We start from the raw sequence: 14,815 nt of genomic DNA, 5'->3' as shown, positions 1-14,815 counted from the left end.
GGCACATTGGGGTGGGAACCGTGCAAACACATGCCGCAAAAGCTCAAAGCGACATTTCGTCTCTGTCAAAGTTGATGGAAGGCCATACTCGGTTGAGAGACCCGCTGGCGGTCATCTGCCTGCTCACAACTAGGACACTCTGTTCAGGGTTCACGACCGTCGGGGTCAGGCGGGCCGAGTCTGATTATGGCCTCTCGTTCGCAGGTGTGCTGCAACCGCATGTCTCGAGCGAGCGGTTACCCATCAGAGCCGATCACAGTCCGTCGTGGGCGCCCGTCTGGGTCGCAATGACAGCTCCAGCAAGACTGTCATCAGCAGTGAGAGTGGCGATCGGTCATCGGCCACCGCCGCGACGAGAGGCGGCACCTGCGCCCAGCTGCCACGCCGGCTCATTTGCCATCAGGCGCCATCTATGGACAGTCGGACGAACCTGAACGGCATGTGCTGGGACCAACTTCCTGGCAAGTCTCACCGAGGCATCGAAAGGAAATCAGATGGTTCCAACTGAGAAGCCCCCCGGTATTGCCGTCTTCGGACTCGGCTATGTCGGGTGCGTCTCGGCAGCCTGTTTCGCGGAGCGCGGGCACGAAGTCGTGGGCGTTGACGTGAGCGCTGACAAAGTCGCCATGGTCTCGGCCGGACGAACGCCTATCGTTGAAGAGCGAATAGGAGAACTTATTTCTGAAGTCGTGGCGTCAGGGCGCCTCCGGGCCACGATCAGTGCGGCCGAGGCAGTCGCTTCAACCGACATTGCACTCGTCTGTGTAGGCACTCCGTCCGACTCGAATGGCGGGATATCCACGATATTTGTTGAGAGGGTGGCCGAGGAGATCGGCGCAGCAATGGCGTCACTAGAGGGACGTCGCTACACCGTGATCATCCGCTCCACGATGCTTCCGGGCACTTGTGAGGAGCGAGTGATTCCCATCCTGGAGAAGGCGTCAGGGCTACAGGCCGGCTGGGATTTCGGTATTGCCGTCAACCCTGAATTCCTGCGGGAGGGATCTTCCGTACTCGACTTTCATAACCCACCCAAAACGGTCGTTGGTGCGCTGGATGATGTCAGCGGCGATACCGTCGCGTCGATCTACGAAGGAATGCCGGGGCCAGTATATCGTGTACCGATTCGCGTGGCCGAGATGACCAAGTATGTGGACAATGGATTCCATGCACTGAAAGTGGGCTTCGCGAACGAGATTGGGGCAGTCTGTCGCGCACTCGGTATCGACAGTCACTCGGTGATGGACATCTTTCGTGCAGACACTAAGCTGAACATTTCGCCCGCGTACCTACAGCCCGGGTATGCTTTTGGCGGATCCTGCCTGCCCAAGGATCTCCGAGCGCTTTTGCATGCCGCGCGGCACAACGACGTTGACGTACCAATTCTGTCCAACGTGCTGCCGTCCAACGAGCGAACGGTGGATCGTGCTTTTCGCCTCATTGAGGCCGCAAGCAATCGCCGAGTCGGACTCTTCGGCCTATCTTTTAAGCCAGGTACGGATGACTTGAGGGAGAGTCCGTTGGTCGAGCTTGCTGAACGCCTAGTCGGCAGAGGTTACGAGGTGCTGATCTACGACGCTCATGTTGCACTATCACGGCTTCAAGGAGCGAACCGCGCCTTCATAGCAGAGCGTATCCCGCACCTCGAGCATTTATTGGCGTCCTCTGCGGACGCCGTGGTGGCCCACGGCGATACGGTCGTCGTCGGTAACGCAAACCCTGAGGTGCTTGCGGCGCTCGATCGCGCACAGCCCCGCACGATCATTGACCTGGTGCGTTTCGCGGGATCGGACCGCTTCGAGTCACTTGAGTCCTACTTCGGCATTGCGTGGTGATCGAACTTAATGGTGCCTGTACTGATCATTGTTGAGAACCTTTCCGTTCCGTTCGACAGAAGGGTATGGCAAGAAAGTCGTGCCCTTTCGGAAGCGGGTTATGAAGTCACGGTCATCTGCCCGCAAGGCACCACCCGGGACACAGATTCGCATTCGGTGATCGAGGGTATACACATCTACCGCTATCCGCTCCGGGCAGCGACCGGGGGGCCCGCCGGTTACCTGAGGGAATATGGCAGTGCATTGTGGCATTCATTCAGCCTGGCATGGAAGCTGTCTCGACAGGGCCGATTCGACATTATTCAAGCCTGCAATCCTCCGGATTTGCTCTTCCTTGTAGCGCTCCCTTTCAAGTTACAGGGCACCATGTTCATCTTTGACCATCACGACTTGGTACCGGAATTATTTGAATCACGTTTTGGCCGGCGTGGTCTGCTTCGAACCCTCGTGGTCCTTCTCGAACGCATCACGTTCGCACTGGCTGACACCGTCATCTCCACGAACGAGAGCTATCGCGGGGTAGCGATGCGGCGTGGAAAGGTACGGCCGGAACGCGTACACGTGGTACGCAGCGCGCCAGATCTGGCCCGTTTCACCCGGGTGCCGGCCGATACCAGCCTGCGGCGAGGCAAGCGATTCCTCACCTGCTATCTCGGAGTCATGGGGCCGCAAGACGGCGTCGATTATGCTTTGCGCGCAGTCGCTCACCTTCGTCACACTCTGAACCGTACTGACTTTCATGCTGTTTTTATTGGTTCCGGCGACTCCTTCGATGATCTGGTTGCTCTCTCGTATGAGCTTGGCATTCAGGATATTGTTGAGTTCACGGGTCGCGTTCCGGACGCCGTCGTGCATTTGTATCTTTCGACGGCCGACGTCTGCCTTGCACCAGACCCGAAGAATCCACTCAACGACGTCTCCACCATGAATAAGATCGTCGAGTACATGGCAATGGGGCGCCCCGTGGTCTCGTTCGATCTCACCGAAGCCCGGGTTTCAGCAGGTGACGCGGCAGTGTATGCCACTCCAAATGACGAGCGGGAATTTGCCTGCTTGGTGGGCGAATTGCTGGATGACCCTGATAGGCGCCGTGCGATGGGCCGCATCGGACGAAAACGAGTTGAAGACACACTCTCGTGGGAAATCTCCCGGAACAAGCTCTTGGCCGCCTATCAGCAAACAATGCAACGATCAACGCAGATGTCACGTATGGCGCGTTTCAGGGGCGACGAAGCATGCTGAGTCGAGGACTTCCCAAAAGCAGTTCGCTTCAGAGGCCCGCGCCGTGTTTCTGGTGTCGATCCCGGTGAGTTCTGACCCCAAGTGTTCCACTCCTGGCCGCGCGTCATATGCAGTGACGACCGACGCAAAACGCCCTCGAAATCGCCGAGCCGTGCGGGGCTCATTCACCACGGCCGGGCGCTCGTTCAATTACCCGGGACGGCATAGTCAACCACGGTCAACCCATCCTTCACCGGGGCCGCCCGCAACTGAACGCCGCGACTGAAGCGTACGTTTCGGCGTCCAAATCCCATTGAAGATTGCGGTCGCCGGCGAAGTTGATGCCCTGATGGATGACCTGGTGGCAGCCATGCAATTCGGGTCGCTCCCGTTGCTCGGTGCCCAGTCAGCCAGCGATTTGTTCCGGCGCCACTGCACCTTGAGTTTTGTCTTGCACCAGTTGCTTGAGCGGCTCGTCACGGGCGAACACACCGATTCTGGTTTGCCACGCCTGCTCCCGAGATCAGGCGTGCGCCACACCCGCGTGGTCAACACCGCGGCGAGCGGGAGCATGGTCCGTCGCAACTCACGGGTGATCGTTGAGGGCCACCGATCCAGCCGCCGAAGGATCCCCCGCACGCCCCCGTGCTCCCGCCGCAGCACTGCGATCCGTCTGTCGACCATGTTCCAGAACGAGGCTCTATCGCCGTTTGATAGCGAGGCCACCACGACCCACTGGATGGGATCTCGGCGGGGACGACTGGGCGTTGATGAGCGGCCTGTCGCGGATGGGGTGCCGCGTCGGCAGATCGCGCGGCAGTCGGGATCGGTCGGCGACGGGCGATCGGGCGTCGGCGTCGGATCGGCCACCGAGGTATGGGTCGAGCGTCACGGGGTTGCTGCCCGTTCCTGTCTGCGTCGCACAAGGATGGAGCGCACGCCCGATACAATCGGTCCGGCGGGGTAGGCAGCGGGCGCCGCGGAACCGCCGGACAGTTCACCCGCCGGGGGCCCGGTCGCTGGTTGCCCCGCCACCGGGAAGTGCGCCGAGAATTACCCAACCGACAGTGGAACCGACCGGCAAGGACGTAGCCGAGTCCGAGGACTCACATCCGCCCGACCCCACTTGCGTTCGCTAGCCTGCAGGGAACGCATGGGCCGAGTCTGCTGACGTACATCGCGGTCCGGTTTGCCGCAACTCTGTTACCGTGCGTATCAATCGGACATGTATTACAAATTAGGTGGAACGTCGTGGCTCCTCCAGGTATCCCACCGAGTATCGGCTACCGGATACGGCGTTCAAATCCCCTGGCGGCCGCGATGCGGGCGGATCTCGCCCGGATGAATCACGCGAACACCGATCGCCTCCGCGCATACCAGGACCGGCGGTTGCGGGCTCTCGTGCGCTTCGCCGCGGTCCGGTCGCCGTTCTACAGGCGCTGGTTCCGCGAGTCCGGAATCGACCCGGCGTCGATCCGGACGGTGGACGACCTGCCGCAGTTGCCACTGCTCGACCGTGCGCAGCTGGCCGGCGACCCGGGATCGTTCCTGACGTATCCGCGTAAGGCAGTCTGGCCGGCGCGGTCCACCGGGACGTCTGGCACGGTCGTCACGGTGTACCGCAGCCTCGGCTCGTCGATCTACGAGATGTGCGCGCTGGAACGCCAGTGGGGCTGGTTCGGGCTGAGCCGCGACCCACGCCGGATCACGTTGCGCGGTAGCGACACCGCCGACCGGGGTGGCGCACTCGCGGTTGCGCGGCCGGGCACGGGCCAGTTGCTCGTCTCAAGCTTCCACCTCGAGGCGGACCGGCTCCCGGATATCCTCGCGGCGATGCGGGCGCACCGACCGGTCGCAGTGGAGGGCTGGCCGTCGAGCCTGGTCCGACTGGCGTCGTTGATGGTGGAGGCCGGAGAGCACTTCCCGGTCCGGGGGGTTATCACCTCGTCAGAGATGGTGGGAGCGCACGAGCGGGCATTGTTCGCCGACGTGTTCGGCGGCCCGCTGATCGACCACTACGGACAAACAGAGCGGGTCGCGATGGCGGGCACCTGCGAGCACGGCTCGACGCACTGGTTCGATGACTACGGCATCGTCGAGCTAATTCCGGTGCCAGGGGCAGGAGGGCGCCACGAGATTGTCGGCACAGCGTTGCACAACTGGGCGTTCCCGCTACTGCGCTACCGCACAGGTGACGAAGTGACAGCCGCGCCGCCGTCGGTGTGCCCGTGTGGACGGCCGTTCCGGCGCCTCGGGACGCTGGACGGTCGGGTCGAGGACGCGTTCACCGCAGCCGACGGCCGCTTCGTGCCCTTGCCGCACAGCCTGGTCAAGGACCTCGTCGGCCTGCGGGAGGTCCAGGTGGCGCAGCGGGTGCCCGGTGAGTTCGAGTTCCGAATGGTGCCAGGGCCCGACGTAGACCGCGCCGCCGTTCGGGCACGGGCCGTGGCCAACGTGGAGCGGTTCGTCGGACCGGGGCAGGTCGTGACGTTCCGCGAGATGGACCGGGTCCCCCGCTCCGCGACCGGGAAGGTCAGGCCGGCAGTACGAGAGCCCATGACCGGTGAGGACGTCACGGTCGATTGAGTCCGGCCGAGTAGCGACCGTGGCCAGTGTGTGCCCGCGCCGCCTTCTCGGAGGTCACCGCGCCGGAACTCGGCCGCAGGCCTGGGTCCTTGAGCGCGCCCATCAGCTCCGATCAAAGCTGTCTTTTTCGAGGCAGTCTGCTTACTTGGTCGAAGTACTTACTTGCGGCAAGTCGCTGATGGCCGGTGTCGCCCGCCAGCGTGATGGGACCAGCTGAGCCGGTTTTCTGCCACGGTTATGGGACCCGCTGTTGCCAGCCATGGGACCACCGGCGTGTCGTGACGCCGGGTTGGTCGGGGCGCTTGTTCGATCTGCACGTTCTGTTGCCAGACGTGGAGGTCCAGTTGCGTTCCGGGAGGTCGACGTGGTGGAGGTACGTGAGGTCCTACGAGGGTGGCTGGACGGGGGTGGGTTACGCACGATCGCCGAACGCGCCGGCGTGGATCGCAAGACCGCGCGCCGCTACGTCCAGGCGGCGCAGGCCGCCGGGCTGGTCCGGGACGCCGGCCAGTCGGCGTTGCGCGACGAGCTGATCGGCGCGGTCGTCGAGCGGGTCCGGCCGGCCCGACCGAACGGGCACGGCGCGGCGTGGGAGGCGTTGACGGCCCGCCGTGCGGAGGTCACCGGGTGGGTCAAGGGTGGTAAGACGCTGGTGAAGATCGAGGAGTTGTTGGCCCGGTCCGGCACGGTGACGCCGTACCGCACGCTGCACCGGTTCGCGACGGCGGAGTGCGGCTTCCGGCCTACCCGCACCACGGTCCGGGTCCTGGACGGCGAGCCCGGTGTGGAATGCCAGATCGATTTCGCACAAATGGGTTTCATCACCGACGCGGAGACCGGGCGGCGGCGGAAGGTGCACGCGCTGATCCTGACCGCGGTGTTCTCCCGGCACATGTTCGTGCACCTGACCTTCGGGCAGACCCTGGCCGATGTGATCGCCGGTTGCGAGGCGGCCTGGTCCTACTTCGGCGGGGTCTACCGGGTCCTCATCCCGGACAATCTGAAGCCGGTGGTGCTCGACGCCGACCCGGTCAATCCGCGGTTCTCGGTAGGGTGGCTGGACTACTCCCAACACGCCGGGTTCGTCACCGACCCGGCCAGAGTCCGCTCCCCACAGGACAAGCCGCGGGTCGAGCGGACCGTGCAGTACGTCCGCGGGAACTTCTTCGACGGGGAAGACTTCGCCTCGCTGCAGGACGCTCAGCAGGCGGCCCGGCGGTGGTGCACCGACACGGCCGGGATGCGGATGCACGGCACGACCGCGGCCCGCCCGCTCGAGGTCTTCACCGAGCGCGAAGCGGCAGCGTTGCTGCCGTCCCACCGGTCTACGACGTGCCGTTGTTCCGGTCGGTCAAGGTCCACCGGGACCACCACTGCGAAATCGGCAAGGCGCTCTACAGCGTGCCGTCGGCCTACATCGGGGCACCTTCGCGCCGTTGCGGGCCTTGGAGATCAACTCTTGCTGGTAAGCCGAAAGTGAATTCCGCAACAGAATCCCAGCGTCGCCGACGCGTACACCCCGCCGAACACCTGGCTCATCCCACCAGCCCGGATCACCTCAAGATCATCGATGCTGTCCGCCGGCCAGCATGCCGACGATGATCGACGACGGCTCGGGGTCGGATTCGCCGCACCGGGCCTGAGCCGCTTATCGGCAACAGCACATGCTCATCCAGCAGTTCGGATAGCCCCGCTCGCTCGGCCAACTCCAACACCGGCAGCGGGCCCCGCGCATGACACCAGATTCTCGTCATCGAACGCGGCGGTGCTGCGCCGCCAACCATGCAACAATTTCACCGAAAGTGTCCTTTCGATTCACACCAATAAGGTCTTCAACAACTTATTGTCGCATGTCAAAGGGCACATTTCTCAAATTCGCGCCGGTCAACAACCCTCCGGTCCACGGATCGAGGCTTAGCGGATGCGGCCCACGACCCGGAGAACTCTAGTGGTCTGTGATTGAAGTTGTTTTTCGGTTGGCTTTGGTCAGGTTCTGCTCCGCGGTTTTGGTCCAGACGAACGGGTGGGATCGGTCGTTCCAGCCGTTGATGAAGCGGCGGATCTTGCCGATGAGTTCGCTGACGGAGGTGAAGGTGCCGCGGTGGATGGCCTGTCGTTCGATGATGCCGAACCACACCTCGACGAGGTTCATCCAGGACGCCGAGGTCGGGGTGAAGTGAACCTGGATCCTCGGGTTCTCCGCCAGCCAGGTCTTGATCTCGACGCGTTTGTGGGCGGCGTAGTTGTCCATCACCAGGTGCAGCTCCTGGTTCGGGTAGGTCTTCGCGACCTGCTTGAGGAACCGCAGGAACTCCTGGTGCCGGTGCCGCGGCTGACACAGGCCGGTGACCTGACCGGTCGCGATGTCCAGCGCCGCGAACAGGGTGGTGGTGCCGTGCCGGACGTAGTCGTGGGTCCGTTTTTCCGGCACGAACGGTTGCATCGGCAGCATCGGCGCGGTCCGGTCCAATGCCTGGATTTGCGACTTCTCGTCCACGCACAGCACTATCGCGTTCTCCGGGGGTGCCAGGTACAGGCCGACGATGTCGGTGACCTTTGCGATCAACTCGGGGTCGGTGGAGTACTTGAACGTCTCCGACCGCCACGGCTGGACACCTGCTTCCCGCCATGCCTTCGCCACGGTGCTGTTGCTCGTGTTCAGATGGTCGGCCAGCAACCTCGACGACCAGTGGGTGATCCCGAGCCTCTTCGGTGGCGGTGCCAGTATGACCGCGATGATCTTCGACCGGTTCACCTCCCGTGGCCGGCCCGATCGTGGTTCGTCGATCAACCCGTCGATCCCGTTGGCGTCATACCGTGCCCGCCACGCCGTCACCGTCGGCCGCGACACCCCGACCAGATCGGCGATCGCGGTATTGCTGACTCCGTCGGCGGCCAACAAGATGATCCTCGCCCGCTGCGCCAGACCAGCCCGGATCGACGACGACCGCGTCCACTCCGTCAACCGCTGCCGATCCCCGGACCGCAACGCCAAGGCCGCTACTCGCATGCGCAATTGTCCCAAAAAACACCGTCAAACTACTTACGACACGCCGCACTAGCTTCCGCCCGTTCCCGGAACTGTCAGCGGTGATGGTAGCGCTATACTTAGCTTAGGGAAACCGTACTCGGCATCAGCGCCATCTATCTGACGACCTTTGACGGCAACCCAGTCGCATGGAAATTACCCCACGGGGTCACACTGCCACCGTAACTCGACTGCGCCGACAGGAACGAGAACACACCAGCATTGTTGTACGAGTTGCGCGTGGTGGCGTCGTTGGCTTGCACGTACATGAACGGCTTCCCCTGGCTGACGGAACCAGCGGCCGTGCCCCACTGTCCCTTGGCGTAGGCGGACCAATACGACAACTCGGACGCGGCGTGATGCTCGATGTAACCGCCGTCTGCGAGGGACAACCCGTGGGCGCTGGCGTTCGGATACCCGCCGCCGGTAGATGCGAGCGACCCTGCCGTCCATGTTCCGTTGACCATCACCACGAGACCGTGCATGGCTGCCACGTTGTGGAAGGTTTGCGCCACCGCGATTGCACCGGCCCGGTACGCCTGCTGGTTGGTTGCCCCCCACGTATTCCAGTTGAAGCCACCGAACCAGGAGCGGGAGCCGAGGTCGTCAGCAAAGAACCCACCCATATGGGGGTTCTCAGCCACCATCAACTCGAGCACACACTTGAGCTTGGACTGCACCACGCTGCCGACGCGGAAGTCCTGGAGGTAGCCCCACGAGTTCGCCTGGGGCGACCCGGGCCAGCGCGCCGTTGCCGGACCGCAGAGTGACGAGTTGACGAGCAACCCGTGGTACCGCCCGTACGGGTTGTTGATGATCGCGTCGAGGTAGATGAGCACGGTGGCGCCAGCGGCGGATGCGTCCTTCATCTGCTGCGCGTTGTAGTTGTCGCGGCCTGCGATGATGAGCGCACCGCGCTTCGCGTACGGGGTGACCACAGCGGCCGACCCGTATGCGGTGATTGCTGGCTGCCCCGGCAGGTTCACTATCGGGGCAGTGGGCGGCGTGCTGGTCGTCGGGGTCGGAGTTGTCAACGGGCTCAAAGCGATTATGTCAAACTTTTCCCATTTCCCAACCAGCGTCCGATTGGCGATCAGCGGAGCGCCACCCGCGTTTTCGGCCGTGACAAGTTTATTGTTCGCCCGCGCCCGCAGGCTCGCCGTGCCGTCACTGTTCTTGATGAGTTGGAACGTCTCCCAAAGTCCGGCAACATCGCGGTTGCTAATAAGAGCAGAAGCGCCGGCGGCCTCGGCGCAAACGAACCTTCCGTTGGCGTGGGCTCGTAGATACACGTCGGTGGAATTGACATGGATCAGATCGAACGTCTCCCAGGGCCCGATAACGGTCCGGTTGGCGATGAGCGGGGCTTTCCCGACGTTATCGGCCGCCACATAACGATCGTTCGCCTTGGCGCGCAACGCAACAACCTCCGTGGCGGCAGCGGCGACGCCGATCGAGTCCGCCATCTGCGCATCGTGGCCCCGTGGAGCGGCGGACAAGGCGAGGATTAACGTTGCCGCCAGCAGGGCGACCAGCGCCGCATGAACCGGGGTTCTTGGGTCCCATCGAAGGCGAATCTTCGTCACAACCACATCGCCGGCAGCCAGCATTACTACCTCCAGAAGGGTTCCCTCGATCGGGAGTCGTGCTGACACAGGGACGTCAACTACGTGCTGTGATTGAGAGATTACTCATCGTAGTCAAAACGGAGGATGGTCGGCAACCGGCGATCAGGGCGATCCCGCACAACGAGGTTGCGTCATGGAACCCCGGTCACAGCAGTAAACAATTGGCATCACCTCGCTGATGAAGGGTGACCCAGGTCGGATGGTGGCCGGACGATATAGGGGCCGCATATCAACGGTACGTGTGCAAAATTGGCCGTTTGACCCCGATCGCTTGTACATTCGGGGGCGTGCATGAGCAGGCGAAGGACAAACACATTTTTCCGTGGCGATGGGGACTCGCCATTCGTTCTAATTTCGCTGTGATGATGAGCACTGGGCTTCGTTCGAGGCCCGCGGATTCGGGGCGGTGACGATCGAAGACGACGCCGGGGTTTTCGAGCGGGTCCGGGATTTGCTGGGTCGTCCGGCCTGGGACCTCACAGCAGGACGTGGACCGGGTGGTCGGCGGGCTCGCTGCAGATGGGCTGGCAACGTCCACCAGAAGGGTATGTGCAGGCGTTTAGGAGTTTCATCGGTTCTTGCAGTCCCGCAGGGCGGTCGAGATCGACACCGTGTTCGGGGTCAGGCTGGTCTGCCCGGTGGAGATATTCGACGCGTCCTCGCATGTCGGCGACGAATCGCCCGCGGTGTTGGCGCGGCCGGCCCCTGGAGCGGGTAACCGATCTTTAGAGCTTCTGACAGGGCGGATTGCGACCGCCCGTAAGTACGGCCGACGGCTCGGGATTACGCGTTCCGGCGCTGTATCACGCTGGCCTGCGCGCCGAGGAGTCATCGCTGCTGGAACCTGCTGATGGTCAATTCACCCGTGGCCGGTTCGGCAAGTTACATGTGCCCTTCGGCAAGGAACCGCAGACATCTGGGGCGCGACCACGGTAGTGCTGACGCTCGATGGATTGGATCTGGTGCTCCGATGGTTCGAGCAGGATGTTCGTGCCGGTTCCCGGACTCACCGCTGACGACTCCTTGGTCCACGCAACGACACCACCGGTGAGCGGCTCGTCATGAAGGGTGGGCGTCGTTGTCGCCCGCCAGCGTGATGGGACCAGCTGAGCCGGTCTTCTGCCACGGTTATGGGCCTCATCGCAATCGACGGTGTAGTTCGGGCCTGAAGCCGCCGGTTCCAGGAGTGATCTGGCGATGTAGTTGGCCAGGTTTCGGAACCCGAGTGCTGAGCCTCGTAGGTGCTCCAGGCGGCCGTTGATGGCTTCGGTGGGTCCGTTGCTGGTGCCGGGCCGGTCGAAGTAGGCCAGGATGTCGCCGGCTCGTTTGTTCAGTGTTCGGCCCAGCGTGCGGACCTCGGTCAGGGCGGCGGGGACACCGCTGCGCAGGGTGGTGATCAAATGCTGCATCTTGGCCTTGCCGTTGCCGCGGTCAGGGGAGCGGTAGGCCGCGATCATGGCCTGGTAAACGCCCCAGGTCGCTTCGACTTCACTATGGGCGTCATCGGCGAACAGAGCGGTGATGCGTTGCCGTTGCTTGTCGGTGAGCAGGTCAGCGCCGGTGCTCAGGGTGCGGCGGGCGGAGTAGAGCGGGTCTCCGGCCCGGCCCCGATGACCCACAGTGTCGAGCTGGACCCGTCGCCGGCACTGTTCCAGGCTCTGCCCGCAGAGCCGGACGGTGTGAAACGGATCCATCACCACGGCGACGTCGTCCTTCAGTTCCTCTACCGCCGCGGTCTTGAATCCGGTGAACCCGTCCATCGCCACGACATCGCCATGTTGCGCCACGTTTCGTCCCGTCCGGCCAGCCATGACTTGAAGACCTGCATCGCCCCGGGTTTAGTGGAGACTCCCGGTTGTGGCGAGCTCGACTGAGCTGCCAGGATGCCGTCGCGGAAGCATTCAACTCGCTGTTCAAGTCAGAACTGATCCGCAACAAGGGCCCGTGGATCGGCATCACAGACGTCGAGATCGCCACGGCCGAATACCTCGACTGGTTCAACCACAGGCGGCTGCACGGCGAGATCGGGCACATCCCACCCGCCGAACTCGAGCACAATCACTACGCTGGAAACCGTCGTAGCTGTCGCCCTTGGATCCGACAGAGGCGACCACGCCAGCATCGGCGAGTCGATCGGTGTACCGAATGGCGCGGTATTGCACGCCCCTGTCGCTGTGGTGAATCAATGCGGACAGGTCAGCGCCCTCGCGGCGTCGGGCCCACAACGCCATGTCAAGCGCGTCGAGCGCCAACCCGTGTGCAGTGAGGTGGAGACCTGCCAGCCGACGACCCGCCGGGAGAACGTGTCCAACACGAACGCGGCATACACCCACCCGGAATGCGTTTTAATGTAGACATCCCACGCGAGTCAGGTGTCAAGCAGCGATCGGGGCGGCCTCGGTTTTGGGCTTGGGCCAGGCGGCTGCGTCGTCCCAGGGCTCTTGGTGTTGAAGGCACCACCAGAGTCGGCCGAGGAGCTTGTTGGCCAGGTTGCGCAGGGCGGCGTTGTGGCTGTCGCCGGCGGCTCTTCTTTTGTCGTAGTGCGCTCGGGCGCCGACGGACCTGGTGAGCATCGCGAACGCCCACCAGTGACAGGCATCGCCGAGGCGTCGGTTGCGGACCTTGCGTGCTTTGACGAAGTGGGAGCGGCCGGAGGCGCGGGTGACCGGTGCGGTGCCGGCGAAGGCGCGCAGCCCGTTCGCGGTGGCGAATCGGGCTGGATCGTCGCCGATCTCGGCCAGCACCCGGGCGGCCAAGAGCGGCCCGAGACCGGGAGCGGACCTCAGCACCGGGGCGAGCGGGTGGTTGTCGAACTCAGCCGACAGCGCCTGTTCCAGGTCGTCGACGCCGTCGAGCATCACGGTGATGATGCGTATCAGCGACGCGACGGTTCGGCCGAGCGCGGCCTCGACCTGCGGGGGCTGCCGTAACGCCGGCGTCTTCAGACCGGAGATGATCGCCTCGACCAGGGCGGGATCGTTGCGTCGCCCGCAGCGATGCAGCAGGACAACGACCCGACGGGGCGTGAGTTTCAGTCCTTGGGCCGGAGTGGGGGCAGCGGTCAGAACGGCCATCGCCGCGCGGTGCTTCAGGTTTGGAAACACCTGCAGCGCTTGAGGGTAGAACTCCAACAGCACCGATCGGAGGCGGTTGATGGTCTGATGCAGCGCCCAGATCCCCTCCTGGTGCTGACGGGCCAACGCCTTCACCGCCAGAGCGTTGTCGGTGATCGCTGGCATCGGCCGATGCTGATGCCGATCGGTGCGCAGGACGTCGGCCAGGATCGCCGCGTCACCCGGATCGGACTTCTTCCCCGACTGTCCATACCGTTCCCGATACCGCGCCACCGCCCGCGGGTTGATCGGATAGACGACGAAGCCGGCGGCCCGCAGCGCGGAAACGATCAGGTTCTTGTCTGTTTCGATGGCCACCGGGACGGCCGGCGGGTTGTCGGTGTGCTCGGCGAGCAACGTCATCAGCTCACCGAAGCCGGCCACGCCGGTGGTGATCCTTCGTCTGCCGATTACCCGGCCCGATTCGTCGACAACAGCGACGTCGTGGTGCTTCTCCGCCCAATCGATCCCGCAGGTGATTCCCAATTCGCTCTCCCGTTCGCTCGTCGATCCCTTCGCGGTTGAGCCCGAGGGTGCGTGCGGCGACCTAATGGAAGCGCTCGACGGCGCGGCATCTCACCAGCCGATCACGTACCCGGCGACTGGCGGGGCCACCGTCTACGTTCAGACCTCGACGGCCGGTTCAGACAAGGGAGTGGACACCCTCCAGCGGCTCACCACCACCATGCCCCCCGGCCTGGGCCGGTGATATCTCAGGGGCCCCCGCCAGTTCACCACGGGCACCAGGTCAGGGGACCCGGCCCTCCCATTAGGTGATGTCGGCCAGCCAAAGCCGGTTCGGCGCGGCCGCGGTGAAGGACCGGTTGACCTTGTCCTGCGGCAACCCGTCGCGGGTGGGGACCGTGGTCCGTGGTGTCTTGACCTTGCAGATGCCGCGCAACCCGTTGACCCGCATCAGCCGTTCCACGGTGCACCGGGCGACGTCGACGTGACCGTCACGGATGAGTTGATGCCAGACCTTCCGCGCCCCGTACACCCCGTAGTTGTCGCGGTGGATCTTGGCGATCAACGGGATCAGTCGGGCGTCAGACAAGGCCCGCCGGGACGCCGGCCGTTGCTTTGCCGCGTAGTAGGTGGACGGCGCGATCCCCACCGGCGTTCCCGCCAGCGTGTTCAGGATCGGCTCGACGCCGTGCTCACCTTTGTGGGCGTCGACGAAATCGACACTCACTTGAACGGGCGGTCGAGCTCCGCCTGGGCGAAATACGCGCTCGCCTGCCGCAGGATCGTGTTCGCCCGGCGCAGCTCCCGGTTTTCCCGCTCCAGCTCGTTGATGCGCTCCGCGTCGGTGCTGGTCGTGCCGCCCCGTTGCCCCTGGTCGATCTCGGCCTGCCGCGCCCAGTTCCGCAGCGCCTCCGGGTGCACACCCAACGGGACTGGCCC

11 protein-coding genes, 3 pseudogenes and 1 other annotated feature are annotated in these 14,815 nt (G+C 63.9%); of the genes and pseudogenes, 6 read left to right on the top strand and 8 right to left on the bottom strand.

Going from position 1 to position 14,815, the window contains the following annotated elements; all coding sequences use genetic code 11:
• Positions 1-494: 494 nt before the first annotated feature.
• The 4 genes from ACVBEQ_RS06625 (at position 495) to istA (ending at position 7,122) form a co-directional block, all read left to right on the top strand.
• Positions 495-1,835, top strand: coding sequence for a nucleotide sugar dehydrogenase (locus ACVBEQ_RS06625; protein ID WP_447153488.1), 1,341 nt, complete (start codon positions 495-497; stop codon positions 1,833-1,835).
• A 12-nt stretch (positions 1,836-1,847) separates the two neighbouring features.
• Entirely contained in the window at positions 1,848-3,077 is a 1,230-nt protein-coding gene (locus ACVBEQ_RS06620; protein ID WP_447153487.1) for a glycosyltransferase family 4 protein, read from the top strand.
• Positions 3,078-4,397: 1,320 nt separating this feature from the next.
• Positions 4,398-5,642 carry a phenylacetate--CoA ligase family protein gene (locus tag ACVBEQ_RS06615; protein WP_447153486.1) on the top strand — a complete coding sequence of 415 codons (1,245 nt, stop codon included), beginning with the start codon at positions 4,398-4,400 and terminating at the stop codon, positions 5,640-5,642.
• Positions 5,643-6,006: 364 nt separating this feature from the next.
• Complete coding sequence (gene istA, locus ACVBEQ_RS06610; RefSeq protein ID WP_447153485.1) at positions 6,007-7,122, top strand: IS21 family transposase; 1,116 nt, start codon at positions 6,007-6,009, stop codon at positions 7,120-7,122.
• A gap of 465 nt (positions 7,123-7,587) precedes the next feature.
• Here istA and ACVBEQ_RS06605 read toward each other — a convergent pair whose 3' ends face one another.
• From ACVBEQ_RS06605 to ACVBEQ_RS06595, 3 genes and pseudogenes are all read right to left on the bottom strand, one after another.
• Positions 7,588-8,652, bottom strand: a complete 1,065-nt coding sequence (locus ACVBEQ_RS06605) for an IS630 family transposase (RefSeq protein WP_447153484.1) — start codon at positions 8,650-8,652, stop codon at positions 7,588-7,590.
• Between the two features lie 134 nt (positions 8,653-8,786).
• Positions 8,787-10,280 carry a fascin domain-containing protein gene (locus ACVBEQ_RS06600; RefSeq protein WP_447153483.1) on the bottom strand — a complete coding sequence of 498 codons (1,494 nt, stop codon included), beginning with the start codon at positions 10,278-10,280 and terminating at the stop codon, positions 8,787-8,789.
• Positions 10,281-11,435: 1,155 nt separating this feature from the next.
• A pseudogene (locus tag ACVBEQ_RS06595) lies at positions 11,436-12,120 on the bottom strand (transposase); the annotation flags it as partial.
• Between the two features lie 33 nt (positions 12,121-12,153).
• Between ACVBEQ_RS06595 and ACVBEQ_RS06590 the strand changes: the two are divergent.
• Positions 12,154-12,279, top strand: a pseudogene (locus ACVBEQ_RS06590) (hypothetical protein); the annotation flags it as partial.
• On the opposite strand, the gene ACVBEQ_RS06585 reads toward ACVBEQ_RS06590, so the two are convergent.
• From ACVBEQ_RS06585 to ACVBEQ_RS06575, 3 genes and pseudogenes are all read right to left on the bottom strand, one after another.
• Positions 12,217-12,354, bottom strand: coding sequence for a hypothetical protein (locus ACVBEQ_RS06585; protein ID WP_473163165.1), 138 nt, complete (start codon positions 12,352-12,354; stop codon positions 12,217-12,219). The pseudogene ACVBEQ_RS06590 and the gene ACVBEQ_RS06585 sit on opposite strands and share 63 nt — an antisense overlap.
• A gap of 19 nt (positions 12,355-12,373) precedes the next feature.
• A pseudogene (locus ACVBEQ_RS06580) lies at positions 12,374-12,651 on the bottom strand (DDE-type integrase/transposase/recombinase); the annotation flags it as partial.
• A gap of 22 nt (positions 12,652-12,673) precedes the next feature.
• Positions 12,674-13,897 carry an IS110 family RNA-guided transposase gene (locus tag ACVBEQ_RS06575; protein ID WP_447152262.1) on the bottom strand — a complete coding sequence of 408 codons (1,224 nt, stop codon included), beginning with the start codon at positions 13,895-13,897 and terminating at the stop codon, positions 12,674-12,676.
• Between ACVBEQ_RS06575 and ACVBEQ_RS06570 the strand changes: the two genes are divergently transcribed.
• A complete protein-coding gene (locus ACVBEQ_RS06570) occupies positions 13,887-14,120 on the top strand; it encodes a hypothetical protein (RefSeq protein ID WP_447152261.1) in 234 nt (77 codons plus the stop codon). The genes ACVBEQ_RS06575 and ACVBEQ_RS06570 overlap by 11 nt on opposite strands.
• A gap of 60 nt (positions 14,121-14,180) precedes the next feature.
• Here ACVBEQ_RS06570 and ACVBEQ_RS06565 read toward each other — a convergent pair whose 3' ends face one another.
• Positions 14,181-14,603 carry an IS3 family transposase gene (locus tag ACVBEQ_RS06565; protein WP_447153482.1) on the bottom strand — a complete coding sequence of 141 codons (423 nt, stop codon included), beginning with the start codon at positions 14,601-14,603 and terminating at the stop codon, positions 14,181-14,183.
• Positions 14,511-14,642, bottom strand: a sequence feature (AL1L pseudoknot). Its footprint overlaps the gene before it by 93 nt.
• Entirely contained in the window at positions 14,600-14,797 is a 198-nt protein-coding gene (locus tag ACVBEQ_RS06560; protein ID WP_447153603.1) for a transposase, read from the bottom strand. Its footprint overlaps the feature before it by 43 nt. Before ACVBEQ_RS06560 ends, ACVBEQ_RS06565 begins: the two co-directional genes overlap by 4 nt.
• Between the last annotated feature and the right edge of the window lie 18 nt (positions 14,798-14,815).

It is taken from the genome of Nakamurella sp. GG22, assembly GCF_052976845.2.
The sequence above is the reverse complement of the archived record's forward strand: the minus strand, read 5'-3'. Positions and strand labels throughout refer to the sequence as shown.

Coding starts and splice junctions, on each gene's coding strand:
- ACVBEQ_RS06625 (WP_447153488.1), top strand. CDS start 495: ATGGTTCCAACTGAGAAGCCCCCCGGTATTGCCGTCTTCGGACTCGGC.
- ACVBEQ_RS06615 (WP_447153486.1), top strand. CDS start 4,398: ATGAATCACGCGAACACCGATCGCCTCCGCGCATACCAGGACCGGCGG.
- ACVBEQ_RS06605 (WP_447153484.1), bottom strand. CDS start 8,652: ATGCGAGTAGCGGCCTTGGCGTTGCGGTCCGGGGATCGGCAGCGGTTG.
- ACVBEQ_RS06600 (WP_447153483.1), bottom strand. CDS start 10,280: ATGCTGGCTGCCGGCGATGTGGTTGTGACGAAGATTCGCCTTCGATGG.